The 15,221-nt window shown below is 67.8% G+C and carries 13 protein-coding genes and 2 pseudogenes; 5 read left to right on the top strand and 10 right to left on the bottom strand.

What is annotated here, in order from left to right; translation table 11 throughout:
- Positions 1–17 precede the first annotated feature (17 nt).
- The 6 genes and pseudogenes from ACIPC1_RS20755 to ACIPC1_RS20780 form a co-directional block, all read right to left on the bottom strand.
- A pseudogene (locus ACIPC1_RS20755) lies at positions 18–245 on the bottom strand (polymorphic toxin type 44 domain-containing protein); the annotation flags it as partial.
- 778 nt (positions 246–1,023) lie between these two features.
- Positions 1,024–1,533 (bottom strand): hypothetical protein, encoded by a 510-nt coding sequence (locus ACIPC1_RS20760; protein WP_402518926.1) that lies wholly within the window; start codon positions 1,531–1,533, stop codon positions 1,024–1,026.
- A 65-nt stretch (positions 1,534–1,598) separates the two neighbouring features.
- A complete protein-coding gene (locus ACIPC1_RS20765) occupies positions 1,599–2,144 on the bottom strand; it encodes a hypothetical protein (RefSeq protein ID WP_402518927.1) in 546 nt (181 codons plus the stop codon).
- 302 nt (positions 2,145–2,446) lie between these two features.
- On the bottom strand, positions 2,447–2,629 hold the full coding sequence (locus tag ACIPC1_RS20770; protein WP_402518929.1) for a hypothetical protein: 183 nt from the start codon (positions 2,627–2,629) through the stop codon (positions 2,447–2,449).
- A 185-nt stretch (positions 2,630–2,814) separates the two neighbouring features.
- On the bottom strand, positions 2,815–3,081 hold the full coding sequence (locus ACIPC1_RS20775) for a hypothetical protein (RefSeq protein ID WP_402518930.1): 267 nt from the start codon (positions 3,079–3,081) through the stop codon (positions 2,815–2,817).
- Positions 3,062–3,280: a hypothetical protein gene (locus ACIPC1_RS20780; protein ID WP_402518932.1), complete on the bottom strand. Its 219-nt coding sequence runs from the start codon at positions 3,278–3,280 to the stop codon at positions 3,062–3,064. The genes ACIPC1_RS20775 and ACIPC1_RS20780 overlap by 20 nt, the downstream gene beginning before the upstream one ends.
- A gap of 128 nt (positions 3,281–3,408) precedes the next feature.
- Here ACIPC1_RS20780 and ACIPC1_RS20785 point away from each other — a divergent pair, with 128 nt between their 5' ends.
- The 3 genes and pseudogenes from ACIPC1_RS20785 to ACIPC1_RS20795 form a co-directional block, all read left to right on the top strand.
- Positions 3,409–4,167 carry a GntR family transcriptional regulator gene (locus tag ACIPC1_RS20785; RefSeq protein ID WP_402518933.1) on the top strand — a complete coding sequence of 253 codons (759 nt, stop codon included), beginning with the start codon at positions 3,409–3,411 and terminating at the stop codon, positions 4,165–4,167.
- Positions 4,168–4,285: 118 nt separating this feature from the next.
- Positions 4,286–5,941, top strand: a complete 1,656-nt coding sequence (locus ACIPC1_RS20790) for a purine-cytosine permease family protein (protein WP_402518934.1) — start codon at positions 4,286–4,288, stop codon at positions 5,939–5,941.
- A gap of 62 nt (positions 5,942–6,003) precedes the next feature.
- A pseudogene (locus ACIPC1_RS20795) lies at positions 6,004–6,255 on the top strand (biotin carboxylase N-terminal domain-containing protein); the annotation flags it as partial.
- Positions 6,256–6,554: 299 nt separating this feature from the next.
- Here the strand turns inward: ACIPC1_RS20795 and ACIPC1_RS20800 are convergent.
- Entirely contained in the window at positions 6,555–7,067 is a 513-nt protein-coding gene (locus tag ACIPC1_RS20800; RefSeq protein ID WP_402518936.1) for a tetratricopeptide repeat protein, read from the bottom strand.
- A gap of 1,001 nt (positions 7,068–8,068) precedes the next feature.
- On the opposite strand from ACIPC1_RS20800, the gene ACIPC1_RS20805 reads away from it, so the two are divergent.
- Positions 8,069–10,057, top strand: a complete 1,989-nt coding sequence (locus ACIPC1_RS20805) for a hypothetical protein (protein ID WP_402518937.1) — start codon at positions 8,069–8,071, stop codon at positions 10,055–10,057.
- A gap of 311 nt (positions 10,058–10,368) precedes the next feature.
- Here the strand turns inward: ACIPC1_RS20805 and ACIPC1_RS20810 are convergent, their stop codons facing one another.
- Positions 10,369–12,156, bottom strand: a complete 1,788-nt coding sequence (locus ACIPC1_RS20810; protein WP_402518938.1) for an FAD-binding dehydrogenase — start codon at positions 12,154–12,156, stop codon at positions 10,369–10,371.
- A gap of 184 nt (positions 12,157–12,340) precedes the next feature.
- On the opposite strand from ACIPC1_RS20810, the gene ACIPC1_RS20815 reads away from it, so the two are divergent.
- Positions 12,341–13,516, top strand: coding sequence for a PucR family transcriptional regulator (locus ACIPC1_RS20815; protein WP_402518940.1), 1,176 nt, complete (start codon positions 12,341–12,343; stop codon positions 13,514–13,516).
- Between the two features lie 90 nt (positions 13,517–13,606).
- On the opposite strand, the gene ACIPC1_RS20820 is transcribed toward ACIPC1_RS20815, so the two are convergent.
- Together ACIPC1_RS20820 and ACIPC1_RS20825 are read right to left on the bottom strand one after the other, a co-directional pair.
- Positions 13,607–14,299, bottom strand: coding sequence for a response regulator (locus ACIPC1_RS20820; protein ID WP_402518942.1), 693 nt, complete (start codon positions 14,297–14,299; stop codon positions 13,607–13,609).
- Positions 14,296–15,180 (bottom strand): sensor histidine kinase, encoded by an 885-nt coding sequence (locus ACIPC1_RS20825; protein ID WP_402518943.1) that lies wholly within the window; start codon positions 15,178–15,180, stop codon positions 14,296–14,298. Before ACIPC1_RS20825 ends, ACIPC1_RS20820 begins: the two co-directional genes overlap by 4 nt.
- Between the last annotated feature and the right edge of the window lie 41 nt (positions 15,181–15,221).

A 15,221-nucleotide genomic window follows, 5' to 3' on the forward strand; every position in this document is an offset into this window, starting at 1 on the left:
CCGGGGTCGTCCTGTCCGACGAGGATGGGGTCGGCGACGGAGGCTCCTTCGAGGAGCGTCTCGGAGTCGAAACCAGCGGCCCGACCGACGCAGCCGTAATGGACGTTCGACCACCTGTCGTAGAAGACCTTGTAGTCGGTGCCCGGAACGTCGATGAAATAGCCCTTCTGGGCGAAGTCGAACTCTTGTCCAGCTTGGGCTTGTGGTCCCACTCGCAGACCTTGGGACAGACCTTTGCGCCCCACAGGGCGAGGGCTGCGGTCGTGTCGCTTCCCTGGTTACGTCCGGCCAGTCCGTCGTACCAGGCCCACGGTCGCAGCAGCCCCTGGAGCGTCTTCGCGTCGTCGGACCGTGCGTTGTGTGTCAGTTCGTCGTGCATGTAGCTCTCCATCTGGGAGAACAGGTCCCCGCCCTTCAGGTCGGGTTTGGGCTCAGGTCCTTCCTTGAAGGTGGCCTTGAGCGTGATTTTTCCGCCGTCGTTCTTGACGGTGATGGTGAAGACTCCGCCAAGGCCGCTGAGGCCGCTGAGGCTCCCGAGCTTGTAGGTCTGCGTGGAGTGGTAGACCCAGGTCCCGTTGGGCCCCATCGTCATGTGGTCCCGGTAGGTGCCGCCGTTGCCGTCGCTGCAGCCGTGTTCGCAGTCCGTGATCGGCCGTAGGCCGGTGGGGTCGGACTTGGTGACGGGGGTGTTGTTGGCGTAGGCGTAGCCGTTGGACGAGCCCCCGTTGTCGTGCTCCACCTCGCCGGATAACAGGAGACCCGAGCAGTTCGTAGTCCAGAACCGATCTACCAGGAGCTTCACCGCTTCCCTGACACCGCATCTGCCCCAACTGGTCAGTCGTCAACCAGGTTAGAGAGGGCACCGTGATGCACAAAACGCACGACACGGCCTTCGTGCTGATTGATCCTCTGCCTCCATTTCAGAACACAGGATCAACACGAAGGCCGCCATCATGCCCACTGACCTGCGAGAACGCCGATCAAGTTCGAGACCTCATTCGCCGCCGAGCTTAAACGACAAGCTCAAGTCGCGATGATTCTGGTGAGGTTGTGCTCCAACACCTCGCCACGCAAACGCCCCGAAGCGGAGAGGATTCGATCCGCAACCTCCGGGCCCAGAAGCAGCGAATCGACGACGCCAGGAAGTTCACTACCGTCATAGAGGATCACTGAATCCCAACCATCGGCATCTGTGGCCCCCTGGGGATCGTAAACCAGGGCGCGTGTCGGGGCCGACACCTGTCCAATTGCAGTCACGACGGCAGACCTAGCCACTTCCAGTTCCTCAAAATTCAGCCCACCCAGCCAGAAGGTCTGAATTTCACATCCAAGCGGCTCGTGCGAGTAGTTGCCTACCAAACTGGTGTCAGAAGAAATCCACCAATTCACAGTGACAGACGAAATTCTGAGCCCGATCAAACACGCAAGCGTCTCGATGTTGACGGGAATATCGTCGCCGTCAACATTGATTAGGGTCGCGGCGCCGGTTTCCGGGTGAGCAAAAGTGACGCCGCATTGATCAAACGCAGCCACCTGGCCAGAGAAGACCGAGTCCTTCCCGGACTCCCGGTACCACCGGATATAACCGTCCCCCATATCTACTCTCCTGGCATATTGAAGAGGTGAACATTTTCGACACCGAACATCTTTTGTGCTTGCTTGATTGCAGACTCGGGCATATTGGAGGCGTCCAGATAATAGTGGGCCGGCACACCTGCCTCATCCGCAGCATACTTGTTGATCTTGAGAGTCCTTCCGAAATCTGCGGGATTCTTCGCTTTCGCTCCGCCTCCTACGAGGACGTACTCCGCATTCGGTCCGATCGCATCCAGGCCACTGGAGCCCACATTGGGCATAGTAATCTTGATGTCCTGGCCCTTTGCGTCCTTGGCTACAACGCCACCGATCATTTCGGCCACATGCTGTTCTCGCCGGAGGCCCAGGGCTGCTGCTTCGGCACCTCTGGCACTTCTGGCGGCGGCAGTGACACTTGCGCCAGCCACAACTGTCCCGGCGCCGACAACCGCGCTTCCGCCGGAGGCGCCGCCGGTCGCTATTTCCGCGATTTCCGCGGCGCATACCGGGGCGGTGGCCAGGCATCCCCCGCCCAGGGCGACGGGGGCGACGGCCACGGCGGCCGCCACGACTCCGATCCCGTTGGGGCACGCCCATGGTCATGGAGTCGTGGTAAATGCCGCCCGTGCCGTCGCCGCACCCACGCTCGCAGTCCGTGATCGGCCGTAGACCGGTGGGGTCGGACATGGTGCTGGGGTGTTGCTGGCGTAGGCGTAGCCGTTGAGGGACTCGTGGCCGTCGGGGGCGAGGACGGGTCGACGGAGAGGATGGGACCGATCGGAGGACGCGTCGCCGAGTGGGACAAGACGGGTGCGGCGGCTTCGAGAGGAGAAAGACCCTCTGGAGCCGCCGCATCTATTGACTGACTGGATCAGGCGACAGGATCCTCGGCCAGGATCGCGTCGCGTATCACCTCGAAGGCAGCCTCCGCTTCCGGGTCGCGTTCCATCATGCGTTCCCAGAAATCTCCTGCGATCCAGTCCTTCGGCCCCATACTCAGCCCGCCTCGCCGATAGATCTCCACACTCCACTGAGAAGGAATGGCGTCAGACACCTGCTCAAAGTACTTCCCGCTGTACAGGCCAGCGAGGTCACCTGGCGAGTGCTCGATTCGCAGGGAGGATGAACCGTCACTCCGTATATGCAGTTCGAGTACGACGTATTCTTGCCCTGGAATGAATTGGTATCTGCCATCAACAGAGTTGGGAGGCGCATCCGGGGCACCCAGATAACGAACTCTCACCTTCTCGTCCCTCCACCCAGCTTCACCTTGTAGTCGTAATAGTAGATTTCTCCACTCACTTCATTTTTATAGAAATGAATATCGAAAGTCCCCTCGCGTCCCGGGATGTTGAGCCGCGGAGTAGCGAACTTACCCCACTGATCAATACCGCCGTGCGCCTCGAAGTACTCCTGCAGGTGGGGGTTATCCAACTTGGAACCCTCCATGATTCTCGGGGAACGCGCGATGGTTTCCGCGGTGAGGTCACCATCCTTGGTGAACATCTTGGCCGCTGCAGCAACATCGGCCTCGTATTCTGCCCTCCACGTGGTTGGACAGCTGGACGCCGCCGAAGACCACCGGCGGCATCGCGGCGGTAGTGCTGTTGGCCTTGCCGGTGTTCTGGATGGATTTCAGCCACAGGCTGGCCGAGGAGGCATCACCGGTGTCGGGGAAGCTCTGGTCCAGGTGCCAGGTGTCCACGTCACGGCGGGTGCTCGAAGGCCCTACGGGCGCGAGGACCCGAGCGCCACGGGCGTGAGATCCCGGAAACGAGCAGTTCACAGCACGAGGGGCTTCCGGGAAACGAGCGATTTCTAGCGTGTCCGCTTATGGATACAGGGCTGTATACGCAGTCGGACACAGTTGACACACAGTCGGTCGCCTCCGGCGCACCGGCGGTGCCGTCAACGGGTTCCTCGCTGCGCGAGGCGGTCTACACCCAGCTGCGCGCAGCCGTGCTCGACGGCGGGTTCGGCCCTCGCGAGCGGCTGGCCGAGATGCGGCTGGCCGCGCGCTTCGGGGTGTCGCGTACCCCGGTACGCGAATCGCTGGCGCGGCTGGCGTCCGACGGACTGATCGAGCGGGGCGACGGCGGATTCTTCGTCACGATCCCCAACCTCACCCAGCTCAGGGACTTCTACGAGCTCCGGGTCACCCTGGAGCTGCGCGGCATCACCCGCGTCATCGAGGACTCCTCGATCAAGCACGAAACGGCGCTCCTCACTGCCGAGTTGGACCGCTGGTACGCGATGCGTGAGCAGCCGCCAAGACCGGACCCGCGGTTCGTCGTCCAGGACGAGAAGTTCCACGCCGAGCTCTCCCGCGCTTCCGGCAACCTCGCCCTCACCGATGCACTCGTCACGGTCAACGAGCGCATCCGCCGGGTGCGGATGTACGACTTCCTCACCCAGGACCGGGTGGAGACAACCATCACCGAGCACATCGAGATCATGGAGCTCGTCCGCGACGGCCGCCTCGACGAGGGCTACCGGGCCCTGCACGCCCACGTCGGCGACTCGATGGCCGCGGTGTCGGAGTGTGCCCAGCGCGCCATGACGCAGATGGCCCTGCACTCAGGCCTCCTCTGAAACCCCGGGAAGTCCATCCCGGCCTTCGACTCCCCGGCTGCCGACGACGCCGACCGGGGGTGCCCCACCGCTCACCGCTCCCCACCCAGCGCCACCCCGCACCCCCGAAGGGCTGATCATGAGCACCACCGAGTCATCCAAGACAGCCACAGCGCCGGTCTCCCCAACCAGCCAGGCAACCAAGGAGACCCTGGAGGACTACACCCTCCGCTTCGCGCCCCGCAGTTACCGCCGCTGGACCCCGATGGTCGTGGCGACGACCGCGCTCGGCGGCATCGCCTACATGGCCGACTTCTCCATCGGCGCCGGCATCGGCCTGGCCCACGGCACCGGCAACGCGCTCGTGGCGATCGCCGTGGCCGCCGTCGTCATCTTCGTCACCGGCTTCCCGCTCGCCTACTACGGCGCCCGCTACAACATCGACCTGGACCTGATCACCCGCGGCTCCGGCTTCGGCTACTACGGCTCGGTCCTCACCAGCGTCATCTTCGCCAGCTTCACCTTCATCTTCTTCGCCCTAGAAGGCTCGATCATGGCCCAGGGCCTCAAGCTGGGCCTCGGACTCCCACTGTGGCTGGGCTACTTGGTCTCCACCCTGATGGTCATCCCGCTGGTGATCTACGGCATGAAGGCACTCAGCAAGCTCCAGGTGTGGACCACCCCGGTCTGGCTCGTGCTGATGGTCGCCCCGCTCGTCTACCTGATCTCCAACGACCCGGGCACCGTCGACCGCTTCCTCAACTACGCGGGCACCGACGGCGACGGCGGCGTCAACACCGCCTCCGTACTCCTCGGCGCAGGCGTCTGCCTCTCCCTCATCGCACAGATCGGTGAGCAGATCGACTACCTGCGTTTCATGCCTCCCAAGACCGAGGCGAACAAGCGCACTTGGTGGACCGCGGTCATCATGGCCGGACCCGGCTGGGTGGTGCTCGGCGCGCTGAAGCAGGCCATCGGTGTCTTCCTCGCCGTCTACATCCTCGCAAAGGTCGGCCCGGACGTCGCGTCCGAGCCGATCCAGCAGTTCAAGGGCGCCTTCGACGCGATGATGCCGTCCTGGCTGGTCCTCCCGCTGGCCGTGGCCCTCGTCGTGATCAGTCAGATCAAGATCAACGTGACCAACGCCTACTCCGGCTCACTCGCGTGGACGAACTCCTTCACCCGCGTCACCAAGCACTACCCCGGCCGCATGCTCTTCGTTTTGGTCAACCTGGGCTTCGCGCTCGCCCTGATGGAAGCCGACATGTTCAGCTTCCTCAACGACATCCTCGGCTTCTACTCGAACTGCGCGATCGCCTGGATCGTCACCGTCGCCACCGACATCGGCGTCAACAAGTACCTGCTGAAGCTGTCCCCGCTCCAGCCCGAGTTCCGCCGCGGCATGCTCTACGCCGTCAACCCCGTGGGTGTCGTCGCCTTCGTCGCCGCCTCCGGCCTCTCCATCGCCATGTACTTCCACGCCCTCGGCGACACCCTCCAGCCGTACTCCCCCGTCGCCGCGGCCGTCCTCGCCTTCGCCCTCACCCCGCTGATGGCCGCCGTCACCAAGGGCAAGTACTACCTGCGCCGCACCGACGACGGCATCAACGAGCCTCGGCTCGACACGGAGGGCAACCCCAGCGCGACGACGTACGACTGCCACGTCTGCCACCAGCCTTACGAGCGCCCCGACCTGGCCGCCTGCCAGACCCACGACGCGCACGTCTGCTCCCTGTGCCTGAGCACCGACAAGGTCGGCGACCACGTACTGCCCGCACAGCCGTCCGCCGCCTGAACCCGCCGGCCGGGCGGCGAGCAGATCGCCGCCCGGCCGCCCCTCCCGGAGGAGCTGCCGCCGTGTTCGACACCCTGCTCGTGGCCAATCGCGCAGAGATCGCCTGCCGCACCATCCGCAGCGCGCACACTCTCGGCCCGAGAACGGTGGCGGTGTACTCCGACCCCGACCGCACCGCCCCACACCTCCGGATGGCCGACGAGGCCGTACGACTGGGTCCGGCGCCCGCCACCGACAGCTACCTGCGTGCCGACCTGGTGCTCGAAGCGGCCCTGGCCATCGGCGCCGGAGCGGTCCACCCCGGCTACGGCTTCTCCGGCACCCTGGACAGAGCCGGAAGAGTGGTCACGGAGCGTGGGACGCTCCTGGGACTTCCCTGGGGTTTTCGCCGGATCAGCACGCACGAGCGTGAAACACCTGAAAGGTCATTCGTGCTCGTCAAAGCCCCTTGCCCGCAGAGCGCAGCAGTTCACCGGGCCGGCTCGTCTCTTCCGCGACATCTCAGCGGGATCCCTCTGCGCGGGATCTGCCACCGCGCTCCTTCTGACCAGTAGGAATGCTGACCGGGAAACCGACCGGGCCTTTTTCATGCCGCAGTCTCGGTCGACGAGGCTCACATGGTCTCGTTGAGGTCCTTGGAGTACTGCTCGATGGATCGCCGATACTGCTGCACGTAGGGGTCCTGGCTCGTCGTGGCGAGAAGTCTCAGCAGGATCTGCATGGCTTCGTGATGGTCTCCGGTGTTGAACAGCGCCATGGCGAGGAACGTCTGAAGGCCTCCGTCGTCGGGGTACTTCAGTACGCCGAGACGAAGGGTTTCGACAGCACGCGTGTACTGACCGAGCACCCTGTAGGTGCTTCCGAGGCCGAGCAGCGCGCCACGGCGGTCCTCGTCCGACAGTCCTGTCCCGCTCAGGCAGCTCTCGTAGAACGGGACGGCCTCGGATTCCAGCCCCAGCACGTCATGGACCCCGGCCGTGCAGTAGGCCACTTCGGCGTTGTCGGGGAATCTGGCGGCCAGGGCCAACAGGTGTTCTCTGGCTTCCTCGAGCCTTTCCTCCTCACATAGCCGGACGGCCTCGGCGAGCAGGTTCCCGGGCCGGTCTTCCTTGTCCTGTGCACTCATGCGCACATCTTCACAGGCCGCCGGCTTCCGCCGGACCGGAAGCCGGCGGGAACGAAACGGGAAGCGGCGCCCCGACCCTCGCCTCAACTGATGCAGCGAGTGAGGAGCGCCCCGTGACGGACACCAACGTCTGCAGATCGCATCCTGATGGTGCTGCCCTCGGACCGGCTGGTGTCGGCGGCTGCTCCAGCTGGTACCTGGACAAGCACGGTGGCAACACCACGATGTGGCCTGGATTCTCGTACGAATTCCGCCGGATCGCGCGCAAGTTCGAAGACTTCAGCGACCCGCTACACCCCACTCCGCACCTCAGAGCGGCAACGGGGCAGGCACCTTCTGAGCGCATGTTCTTTGCCTACCTCACCCCGACTCACTGCTTCTCCCGGTCGCGTGCAATTCGCGCCCGTGTCCTGGGATGTGCTCCGGACCGCTCCGCGGCCACGGATCGTCGGCGTGGCCCCGGTCGGGACGGGAGAACGTCGGCGACAACCCGGTCCGCGACGGCGGCATGACGGACGTACTGCGGCTCGTGACCTGACGGCCACGGTCAACAGCGGAGCGATGCAGGGTCACGCGACGAGCCCGACCGAGACCGGCGTGAAAATCCCAGCCCACGGACCGGTTGCAAGAATGGCCCGGATCTCGGCCACGACCCGGTCGCCCAGGCTCACCCCGCCGACCTGGGCGATACCCGGGACGTCAGTCGCCGAATCTCCTCATCGAGAGTGCCGCCCCTGCTGAGCTCCAGCGGCCGGCGCTGGAAGTGGGCCATGCAGTACCGGCAGTTGTGCCCATCCGCGGTCCGGTGGGGCGAGGAGGAGTGGGCGACCGGTCTCGCGGACGCCCGAGCGAAGCCGGGACCGGTGGGCGCCTGAGGAAACCTTGATCGTCTCTAGACCATCCCAAGAGCGAGGTGTTCCACCAGGTCAGGTACCGTCACCTCGGACTTTCCCCCCACGTCGAGTTCCCTCAGCAAGACCCCACCACACACAGGAGCCGTCGTGGTACCCAGCACGTCTCGCATACGCCGACCGAGATCCGCCACCCTGGCGCTCACCGCTGCGGTGACCGCCGTCACCGCTCTGGTCCCCGCGATCCCCGCGGCCGCCGCCGGATACACGACGGCGGCCGGTCCCTGGAGCGCCGCCACCGCGCTGACCGGTGCCGACGGGCGGCAGACCCTGATCGACGTCGAGACCGATGTCGACGGCACCACGTTCGCCCTGTGGCGCGACCTGACGGCCGACGGCGTCAACTGGAACTTCGACGTCGCCGTGAAGGCCGCCGGAAGCAACACGTGGGGCACCTCCCACACTCTGGCCACCGGCCGCGAGAGCACCTCCCCGGCGGTCCTGACCGTGACGCCCACCGGGCAGGCCGTCGTGACCTGGGTGGACGGCAGGGGCGTGGACGGCGACCTGGCCGCCGTCGCCGCCACCTGGACCCCGGCGGAGGGCGGTTGGTCGGATCCGGTACCGATCGCCTCGTACTCGGGCCGCACCTTGCTCGGCCTGCCCCGGCTCGCCTCGGCGGCCGACGGCACCCTCACCGCCGTATGGCAGCAGGGCGAGTTCAACGACTACAAGGTCATGACGGCCACCCGCGCCCCGGGCGCCACCACCTGGTCGGCGGCCCAGCCGCTCGCCTCGGTCACCACCGGTTCCGTCTACGACCTCGCGCTCGCCGTCACCCCCGACGGCTCCGCCACCGCGGTGTGGGACGTCTACGACCAGACCGCCGTCGGCATCCGGCACACCGTCCTCACCGCCACCCGTGCCACGGCCGACGGGAGTTGGAGCGACGGGGCCGTGCTGCCCGGTGTGGCCTACACGGACGGTGTCGTCCAGGTGACGTCGGACGCCAAGGGCGCCACCACGGTGCTGTGGCACGGCGCGAACGCCTCCGGGTCCGGCTACGACCTGAACTCCGTGACCCGGACGTCCCCCTCCGCGAGCTGGGGCGATGTGCAGACCGCGGTCGCGTCGACCTTCTACTACGCCGACGGCAGCGACCCGCTGACCGCGCCCAACGGCGACCTCACCTACGTGTGGGTGGGCTGGAGCAGCGCCGACGGTGAGTCGACCGTACGGTCGGTCACCCGCTCCGCGAGCACCGGTACCTGGTCCACGCCGAAGACGCTGTCCACCGGTTACGCCACCTGGGACGTGGACGCCTCCATCGGCGCCGACGGCACCGTCCAGGTCGTCTGGCCGCAGATACCGAGCGCCGAAAACGGCAACGACCACTACCTCGAGTGGGCGGTCCGCGCCGACGGCACCTGGAGCAAGGCGACCGCCCTCAACAGCGCGCCCGTCCCCGACGTCTCCAGCACGGAGGCGCTGTACGGCGAGGTCGCCGCCGGTCCCGACGGCCGGGCCACCGTCCTGTCGCGCAGAGCCGTGGGCAGCGGCGACTACACGAGCCAGGTCTCGGCCCAGTGGCAGACCCTGCTGACCAAGCCGGCGATCACCTCGAAGGCCAAGCTGAGCGGAACCGTCCGTACGGGCTCCAAGGTCACCTGCGACGCCGCCTGGACGGGTACCGACGCCAAGGCCACCTGGTCCTGGCTGCGTGACGGCACAGTCATCTCCGGTGCCACCGGCAAGACCCGCACCCTGACCGCCTCCGACTACAAGCACAAGCTGTCCTGCCGGGCCACCGTCACCAACAGCGCCGGGTCGACGCCCTCCACCTCCGCCGCAGTCACGGTCGCGGTCGGCTCCGCCCTGAAGGCCACCAAGGCGCCCGCGCTCACCGGCACGGCGGGGACCGGCCACAGGCTCACCGCCACCCACGGCACCTGGTCGCCGACGGCCACCTCGTACACATACGTCTGGAAGCGCGACGGCAAGACCGTCAGCGGAGCCACCAAGTCGACGTACGTGCTGGTGAAGGCCGACAAGGGCCACAAGATCACCGCGACGGTGACGGCCAAGCTGTCCGGCTGGACGAACGGTTCGGCGACGACGGCCGCGGTCACCGTGCGCTGAGGACCGCAGGACGGGGAGGCACCCGGGCGATGCACCGGGCGCCTCCCCGTTCCGCTGTCGACGGCCGGACAGGCAGATGGGTCGACTTGTGGTCAAGTGTCCTGGGACGCCTTGGGCGGCGGCATCACCGCCGCCACCACCGCTGCCACACCGCCCTGGACGGACACCCACCCATCAGCCGCGTCAACAACCCTGCGGGTCAATACACCTGGCCCTGACGCCGCGAGGCCGCCCTCCGGGCGGCGGAGGGGGAATGTGACGACAGGACCTGGCCCTCAAGGCTTCTGGACGCCTTGAGGGCTCACGGTGCCTCAGGTCGCGGTGGCCGCGGCTGCCGCTCGGCCCGCCTGGCGGCCGGAGAAGAGGCAGCCGCCCAGGAAGGTGCCCTCCAGGGAGCGGTATCCGTGGACTCCGCCGCCGCCGAATCCGGCGACCTCACCGGCCGCGTACAGACCGGGAACGGGGGCGCCGGTGGCGGCCAGGACCCGGCCGGAGAGGTCGGTCTGCAGGCCGCCCAGGGTTTTGCGGGTGAGGATGTTCAGGCGTACGGCGATCAGCGGGCCGGCGCTGGGGTCCAGGATCTTGTGAGCCGCGGCGGTACGGCTGAGCGAGTCCCCGGGGTAGGCGAGGGCGTTGCGGATGCCCATGACCTGGACGTCCTTGGTGTACGGGTTGTCGATCTCGCGGTCCCGCGCATCGATCTGGCGTTGGAGATCGGCCAGGTCGATGAGGCCCTCGCCGGTCAGTTTGTTCATCCCGCGGACCAGTTCGGAGAGCGTGGTGGCGACGACGAAGTCGACGCCGTTCTTCTTGAACCTCTCGATCGGCTCGGGGGTCTGCCAGATGCGCGAGAGCAGCATCAGGATGTCCTTGTTCGTGAGGTCCGGGTTCTGCTCGGAGCCGGACAGCGCGAACTCCTTCGCGATGATCTTCTGGGTCGTGACGAACCAGGAGTAGTCGTAGCCGGAGGTGGTGATCGACTTGAGGGTGTGGAGGGTGTCGTAGCCGGGGAGGTCGGGGGCCGAGAAGCGCTTGCCGGTGGCGTCGAACCACATCGACGAAGGACCCGGCAGGATACGGATGCCGTGATTGGCCCAGATCGGGTCGTAGTTGCGCAGGCCCTCGGTGTAGTGCCACATCCGGTCGGGGTTCACGATCCGCCCGCCCGCCTGCTCGGTGATCGCGAGCATCCGGCCGTCCACGTACGCCGGCACACCGGTGATCATGGTCTTGGGCGGGGTGCCGAGCCGAGCCGGCCAGTTCTGTCGTACGAGGTCGTGGTTGGCGCCGATGCCGCCGGAGGTGACGATCACGACCGGGGCGTTCAGCTCGAAGTCCCCGACCACCGTGCGGGAACTGGCCTTGCCACGCGCGGCGGAACTCGGCTCAAGCACCGCCCCGCGGACGCCGGTCACGACGCCTGCGGTCGTGACGACCTCGTCGACGCGGTGCCGGAACTTGAACGTCACCTTCCCGGCCGCGACCGCGGCCCGTACCTTCTTCTCGAACGGCTCGACCACGGCCGGACCGGTACCCCAGGTGACATGGAAGCGGGGCACCGAGTTGCCGTGCCCGTCCGCGAGGCCGCCGCCCCGCTCGGCCCAGCCGACGATCGGGAACCAGCGCACTCCCAGCTCGTACAGCCAGGACCGCTTCTCCCCCGCGGCGAAGTCCACATACGCCTCGGCCCACTTGTGGGCCCAGTAGTCCTGGCCGCCCGGGTCGGTGACGCCGCGGTCGAAGCCGGCCGTGCCCAGCCAGTCCTGCCACGCCAGTTCGCGGGAGTCCTTGACGCCCATCAGCCGCTGCTCGTCGGAGTCGACCAGGAACAGACCGCCGAAGGACCAGAACGCCTGCCCGCCCAGGTTGCTTTCGGGCTCCTGGTCGAGGAGCAGTACCTTGCGTCCCGCGGCCACCAGTTCCGCCGTCGCGACGAGACCGGCGAGGCCGCCGCCGACGACGATCGCGTCCGCGTCCGAGGAACCGGCCGCGAAGGCCGACGACGCGTTCGCCGCGAGGGCGGCACCGGCGAGCACGCCCCCCGTCACGGTCAGGGCGTGTCGGCGGCTGACGCCCGACGGGGTCGCTGAGTTCTCCATGGGCTGCCTTCCAGAAGAGATGCGCGGGGCATGGCGACGCCTAGGGTGTTACTGCGACAGCTGTCCTGTTACCTTCGGTAGCCCTCAGGAAATCAGTCGATGACAGCGGTGTGGTAGGAGCCCGGCTCCAACGCTCCACCGCTTTGTTGTGGTCCGGTGACAGTCCTGGACGGGGAGGGTGATCGTGAACGTCGCCGACGAGCACGACTCGGTGGCCGGGATCCTGCGGAGCATGGTCGTGGACGTGGACGTGTGCGGTGCCCTCGTCGAAGCGGCGAGAGGCCGGTCGCCCGAACTGGCCCGGCTCGCCGAGGCGGAGACCCGCTCGCACGTCACCGCCATGATCCGCGCGGCCGATACCTGGTTCGACACCTTCGAGCGGGTCGAGGAGCAGGACTTCACCGCCGCCCTGCTGCTCGGCGCCGACCGCGCGGGCCAGGGCGTCCCGATGACCGCCGTACTACAGGGCCTCCAGGCGGCGTTCACGCGCACCACGGAGATCATGGTCGACCGCTGCCGGTCCGACGGGCTGTCCGACGGCGCCCTGCTCACGATGGTCATGCGCCTGAAGGAGTACGGGGACGCGGTCGAGCGTCACGTGATCAACGGATACCGTGCCGCGGAGCAGGGCACGCCGCACGAGCCGCTCGGTGCCCTGACCCGGATCCTGCGGCAGTTACTGGTCGGCGGTGTCACCCCGTCCGCCGAGGAACTGGTGCGGGCCGGCATCCGCCCCGGCGGCCAACACCACTGCCTGGTCCGGGACATGGGTGACCCCGCGCACACACGTCCGCCGATGAGCCGACCCGCCGCGCCGCGCGGGACCTTCGGGCTGGTCGAAGGGCATCTGGTCGGCCTGTGCCCCCGCACGCCCACACGCGAGGAGATCGAGGCGACCACCCTTGCCGTCGTCTCCCCGGCCGCTCCCCTGAACGAACTTCGCCCGCTCTACCGGCTGTGCGTACGCGCGGTGGACATCGGCCGCCGCCAGGGCCGACGCGGACTGTACGACCTCACGGACTTCGCCGCCGAGATCGCCCTGGCGGACCAGCCGCTACTGGGCTCCGTGCTGAGCGCTCGTTTCCTGAACGGGCTCGACCAGTCGGACACCTTCCACCGCCAACTCGCGCTCACCGCACTGACTTTCCTCGACAACGGCCGTCGTCTGGACCAGACCGCGACAGCCCTGTTCACCCACCCCAACACCGTTCGCTACCGGCTCGGCCGACTCCAGCAGATCACCGGCGAATCACTGACCGACGCCCCGGCGGAGAGCCGCTCCGGGCCACTGAGCACCCTGCACTGGTGGTGGGCCCTGACCACCTGGCTGCGGCCCGGCGGGGAGTCCCTGGATCGGTGAGCAACCCGGTTCACCTGGTGTGCCCGTCGGAGCACTGACGGTGGAGCGCCATCCGTCCGAGCCGGTCCAGCACCCTCCGCGCATCCGCGATTAGGAACTCGCTCCCGGCTCCCCCGCCTTGACGAGCCCCGTCTCGTACGCGAGGACCACCGCCTGGGAGCGGTCGCGGAGGGTCAGTTTGGCGAAGATCCGGGCCACGTGGGACTTCACCGTGGCCTCGCTCAGGGTCAGTTCGCCGGCCAGTTCCGTGTTGGACAGGCCTCGGCCCAGCAGGGTGAGGACCTCCAGCTCACGGGGTGTCAGGGACGCGAGGTCGGCGTGCGGTGCGGGTGGGCGGCCGGTGTCCGAGGCGAAGCGCTCCACCAGGCGTCGGGTGATCGACGGGGCCAGCAGGGCGTCGCCGGTGTCGACGAGGCGTACGGCCGCCGCGAGGTGTTCGGGGGTGACGTCCTTCAGCAGGAAACCGCTGGCTCCGAGCGACAGCGCCGCGTACACATAGCGGTCCAGGTCGAAGGTCGTCAGCATGAGGACCCGGCAGTCCGGAGCCTGCGCCAGGATGCGGCGAGTGGCCTCCAGGCCGTCCATGTTCGGCATGCGGATGTCCATCAGCACGACGTCGGGACGGAGTTCACGGGCCGCCGCCACCGCCTCCGCGCCGTCGGCCGCCTCGCCGACGACCTCGATGCCGCGGGCGGTGAGGATCAGCCGGAAGCCGGTCCTGATGAGCGTCTGGTCGTCGACGACGAGCACACGGGGGGCACGCTCGCCCACGCCTGCGTTCACGGCCGGTCCAGCGGGATGCGCGCCCGGACCCGGAATCCGCCGCCGAGACGGCGCCGGGCGTCCAGGTCCCCGCCGTACACCGCGACCCTCTCGCGCAGGCCCAGCAGTCCGCGGCCCGCGCCCTCCCGGTGTCGTGGGACCGGCAGCGACGGCACCGGCGCACCGCCGGTCAGGATGCTCGGGCCGGTGTTCAGCACCTCCACGCGCAGCGCGTGGTCCGCGTACCGCACGGTCACCTCGGCGCTGCCGCCGTCGCCGTGTCTGAGCGCGTTGGTCAGGGCCTCCTGGACGATCCGGTACGCGGTCACGTCGATCCCGGCCGGCAGCGGGCGCGGCTCGCCGGAGATCCGCACCTCGACGGGCAGCCCGGCGAACGATATCCGGTCGACGAGTTGGCCAAGGCGGCCGAGGCCGGGCTGGGGCGCCAGTCCCGCCGTACCGCCGTAGTACCTTCTCGCACCGCCCGCGCCCAAGTCCACGTCCTGGTCCTCCTCCTCGCCGCTCTGTGACGGGGCCAGCAAGCCCAGCAGGTGTCGCAGGTCGGTCATCGCGCCGCGTCCCGCGTCCTCGACGGCCCGCAGTGCCTTCGCGGCTTCGTCGGGCATCGTGCCAAGCACCTCGCGGGCGGCCCCGGCCTGGACGACCATGAGGCTGACATTGTGGCTGACGATGTCGTGCAACTCCCGGGCGATGCGGTCGCGTTCGGCCGCGACCGCGTCCTGGGCGGCGCTCTGCCGCTCCCGCTCAAGGAGCCAGCCGCGTTCCCCCACTGCCGACTGCCACCGGCGCCGGGTACCCGCCCACGCGACCCCCAGCCATCCGGCGGCCGTACATGCCACCCCGAGCGCCGCCACCAGCGCGTCCAGCTCCCACTTCCCCACGGGCTCACCTTCGCAGATGACCGCCCGGTCCGCATCGGCCG

Origin of the sequence: Streptomyces sp. NPDC087263 (assembly GCF_044744645.1) — a bacterium.
In the GTDB taxonomy this organism is placed as follows: Bacteria; Actinomycetota; Actinomycetes; order Streptomycetales; family Streptomycetaceae; genus Streptomyces.

What these genes read in the sequence shown, in the direction of transcription:
- ACIPC1_RS20790 (WP_402518934.1), top strand. Translation starts at nt 4,286, where the DNA reads ATGAGCACCACCGAGTCATCCAAGACAGCCACAGCGCCGGTCTCCCCA.
- ACIPC1_RS20810 (WP_402518938.1), bottom strand. Translation starts at nt 12,156, where the DNA reads ATGGAGAACTCAGCGACCCCGTCGGGCGTCAGCCGCCGACACGCCCTG.
- ACIPC1_RS20800 (WP_402518936.1), bottom strand. Translation starts at nt 7,067, where the DNA reads ATGAGTGCACAGGACAAGGAAGACCGGCCCGGGAACCTGCTCGCCGAG.
- ACIPC1_RS20785 (WP_402518933.1), top strand. Translation starts at nt 3,409, where the DNA reads ATGGATACAGGGCTGTATACGCAGTCGGACACAGTTGACACACAGTCG.
- ACIPC1_RS20775 (WP_402518930.1), bottom strand. Translation starts at nt 3,081, where the DNA reads ATGTTCACCAAGGATGGTGACCTCACCGCGGAAACCATCGCGCGTTCC.